This window comes from Streptomyces boncukensis (assembly GCF_011045075.1).
GTDB classification, from domain to species: domain Bacteria; phylum Actinomycetota; class Actinomycetes; order Streptomycetales; family Streptomycetaceae; genus Streptomyces; species Streptomyces boncukensis.
Genome location: NZ_JAAKZZ010000580.1, coordinates 1 through 4,209 on the forward strand (window position 1 = coordinate 1; position 4,209 = coordinate 4,209).

General features: G+C 71.2%; 2 protein-coding genes. Both read left to right on the plus strand.

Annotated elements, in window-relative coordinates:
- On the plus strand, window positions 1-3,929 hold a 3,929-nt coding region (locus G5C65_RS32370; protein ID WP_165302609.1), incomplete at its 5' end, for a type I polyketide synthase.
- A gap of 40 nt (window positions 3,930-3,969) precedes the next feature.
- A partial coding sequence (locus G5C65_RS32375; protein ID WP_165302610.1) for a polyketide synthase docking domain-containing protein occupies window positions 3,970-4,209 on the plus strand: 240 nt, incomplete at its 3' end.

The window sequence follows — 4,209 nt, forward strand, 5'->3', positions numbered from 1 at the left end:
TCATCCTGGAGCAGGCACCGGAACCCGTCGATGAGGCGGCACCGGCACGTACGGTGCGGCCGGGGCTGGTGCCCTGGGTGGTCTCGGCGCAGTCCGAGCCCGCCCTGCAGGAACAGATCAAGCAGCTCCGCGCCTTCGTCGCCGAGCGGCCGGAGCTGGATGTGGTGGATGTCGGCTGGTCGCTGGCCACCACACGCGCCGCCCTGGAACACCGCGCAGTCCTGACCGGGGACACAACGCTCGCCTCGGGCATAGCCGGCGAGGGCCGCCTGGCGTTCCTGTTCACCGGCCAGGGCTCACAACGTGTCGGGATGGGCCTGGACCTCTGCGAGCAGTTCCCCGTCTTCGCCGAAGCCTTCGACGCGGTCTGCGCCCGGCTGGATGTCCGCCTGGAGCGCCCGCTGCGCGCGGTGCTGGCCGACGGCACCGGGCTGGAGGGCACGCTGTGGGCGCAGGCGGGCCTGTTCGCCCTCGAAGTCGCCCTCTACCGCCTCGCCGAGTCCTGGGGCGTGGTGCCGGACGTGCTGCTGGGTCATTCGTTGGGTGAGATCACCGCCGCGCATGTGTCGGGGATTCTCGATCTGGACGACGCGTGCACGCTGGTCGCGGAGCGTGGTCGGCTGATGCAGGGGCTTCCGGCTGGCGGCGGGATGCTGGCGGTGCAGGCCACCGAGGCGGACGTCGCCGACTCCGGGCTGGATGTCGCCGCCGTCAACGGTCCCCACTCCCTCGTACTCTCCGGCGACCTGGAGTCCATCGAGCGCTACGCGGCCGAGTGCACCGCCCACGGCCGACGGGTGAACATCCTGGCGGTCTCGCACGCCTTCCACTCAGCCCTGATGGAACCGATGCTGGAGGAGTTCGCGACCGTCCTGGACAGGCTGACCTTCCACCCCGCACGGATCCCGGTCGTATCGAACCTGACGGGTGAGGTCGCCGAGCCCGGCGCCATGCAGCAGCCCGACTACTGGCTGAACCAGGTCCGCCAGCCCGTCCGCTTCGCCGACGGCATCACGGCCACAGCCGGGCTCGGAGTCAACCGGTATCTGGAGCTGGGCCCGGACGGTGTGCTGTCCGGCATGGCCCAGGACACCGCCCCCGATGCCGTGTTCACGCCGATGCTCCGCAAGGACCGCGACGAGACCGACACCGCCCTGACCGCCCTCAGCCGCCTGTGGACCACCGGCACCCGCATCGACTGGACGAAGGTGTTCACCGACTGGGGCGGCCGCACAATCCCCCTCCCCACCTACGCCTTCCACCGCCAGCGGTACTGGCCGGAACCGACGATGGCCGTGGGGGATCTGGGTGCCGTCGGTCTCACGCAGGCCGGGCACGCTCTGCTGGGGACAGCAGTGGCGCTGGCGGACGGTGACGGGGTGGTACTCACCGGCCGGCTCTCGGTGAGCACACAGCCATGGCTGGCCGACCACGTCGTACTGGACCGCATCGTGGTGCCCGGCGCCGCGCTGGTCGACATGGTGGTACGGGCCGGCCGGGAGGTGGACTGCACCCTGATCCGCGAACTGGTCCTGCACACACCGCTGGTCCTGCCAGCCACAGGCGGCACCCACATCCAGATCCGGGTGGCAGCCCAGGACGCCTCGCATGACCGGCCCGTGCAGGTGCATGCCCGCGCCGAGGGTACGGAGGCATGGACGCTGCATGCCTCAGGTGCTCTGGCTCCACCGGGCGCCACAGCGCCCGGGTTCGATCTCCAGGTGTGGCCCCCGAAGGGCGCCACACCCGTCAAGATCGACGGCTTCTATGACGATCTGGCCGAGGCCGGGCTCACGTACGGCCCGATGTTCCAGGGTGTGCAGGGAATGTGGCGGGACCAGTCGGCCCTGTATGCCGAGGTGGTGCTGCCGGAACCCGGCACCGGCCAGGTCGACGGGTTCGGCATCCACCCCGCACTGCTCGACGCGGCGCTGCACCCCTCCGGCCTCCTCAGCGACGACACCGAAGCCCCCGGCCCGCGGCTGCCGTTCGTATGGTCGGGGGTGGAGCTGTTCGCGATCGGAGCGACAGTCCTCAGAGTGGCCATCACCCCCAACGGCGACAGCGTGTGCATCAAGGCAGCCGACGGCACCGGCGCACCAGTCGCGATCATCCGCTCTCTGCTCTCCCGTGAACAGCTACCCGTCGCCGCCGCACACAGCGACGCGCTCTTGGCGATCGACTGGATCCCCACCCCGCCCGCTGCCGCCGGCCAAGAAGACAGCCCCGCGTGGACGGTACTCCCCGTAGCAGACGGACCGGCACAGCAGACCGTCGGCGACGTGCTGCGCCGCACACAGGAGTGGCTGGAGGCAGAGGACTCCCCCGCCGCACGCCTGGCAGTAGTGACGCGCGGTGCCGTGCCCGCAGTCCCTGGCGACCGCGTGGACCCGGTGGGTGCGGCGGTGTGGGGGCTGGTGCGCTCGGCGCAGTCCGAGCATCCCGACCGGATCGTCCTGGTGGACACCGACCCCACCACCGCGGCGGACGAAGAGGTGGATCTGCGGCTGCTGGCCGACGAGGACGAGCCGCAGGTGGCCATCCGGGACGGGCAGGTCCTGGTGCCCCGGCTGGCGCGGATCGCAAGCGCGACGCAGTCCGTGCCGGTGGATCGGGACGGCACGGTGCTCATCACCGGCGGTACCGGAACCCTGGGTGGTCTGCTGGCCCGGCATCTGGTGGCCGGGCACGGCATCCGGCAGCTGCTGCTGCTCTCCCGGCAGGGCCCGGACGCACCCGGCGCCGCGGACCTGGCCGCCGAACTCACCGCGCTGGGCGCCGCCGATGTGCGGATCGTGGCCTGCGACGCCGCCGACCGCGACGCCCTGGCCGCTCTCCTCGCGGACATCCCCCAGCAGGCACCGCTGACCGGCGTGGTGCACGCCGCCGGAGTCCTGGACGACGGGGTGTTCACCGCCTTGACCCAGGAACGCCTCAACACCGTGCTGCGGGCGAAAGCCACCGCCGCGGCGAACCTGGACGAACTGACCCGCGGCGCGGACCTGGACCTGTTCGTGCTCTACTCCTCCGCCTCGGCGACGTTCGGCACCCCGGGACAGGCCAACTACGCGGCGGCGAACGCCTTCCTGGACGGCCTGGCCGCCCGGCGCCGCGCGGAAGGGCTGCCGGGGGTGTCGCTGGGCTGGGGGATGTGGGAGCAGGCCAGCACCATGACCGGCCACCTGCGCGACCGCGGTGCCAGATTCGGCCCGGGGTTGTCCAACGAGCAGGGCCTGGCCCTGTTCGACGCCGCGCTGGGCGTCGAGCAGGCCGCCGTGGTGGCGATGCTGCTCGATGTGCACGCCCTGCGCTCATGGAACGGCACCGCCCCCGTGCCGGCCCTGCTGCGCGGCCTCGTACCGGCCGCCGTGCGGCGGGCGGCGGACGGGACCGCCGGACGCGATCCGCAGTTGCCGAAGCAACTGGCCGGTCTGTCGCCCGCCGACCAGAGCCGGCTGCTGCAGCACACCGTCCTCACCGAGGTCGCCCACGTCCTCGGGCACGCTTCTGCGGACGCAATCGGCGAGCGCCAGGCATTCAAGGACCTGGGCTTCGACTCGCTGACCGCGGTGGAGCTCCGCAACCGGATCAACGCCGCCACCGGGCTCCGACTACCCGCGACGCTGGTGTTCGACCACCCGACCTCGGAGAAGCTCGTCGAGTTCCTCGCCGCCGAACTGCTTCCCCAGCAGGAGATGGCCGCGGCGGCCCTGCTCTTCGACAAGCTCCAGGAGATCGAATCCGGTCTCGCGCGGACCGCCGACGCGACGACTCTCACGAAGCTCGTCCGGCGCCTGGAGTCCATGGTGTCCAAGTACGGCGACGACGGCACGCCGCGTGTCGCCGGGTCGTCGGTCATCGACACGCTCGACGAGGCGACGAACGAAGAGATGTTCGCGTTCATCGACAGGGAACTCGGCGATGAGTAATCGGCGCCCTGAACCGACCACGACTCACAGCGAGGCCACGATGTCAGACGAGCTGAAACTGCGCGACTACCTCAAGCGAGTCACGGCCGACCTGCACAACACCAAACAGCGGCTCCGGCACATCGAGTCGGCTGAACGCGAGCCGATCGCGATTGTGGGAATGTCGTGCCGGCTGCCGGGCGATGTGGTCTCGCCCGCGGGGTTGTGGGATCTGGTGGTGGCCGGCGGGGACGGGATGTCGGACTTCCCGGCCGACCGCGGGTGGGACGCGGCGTGGGGC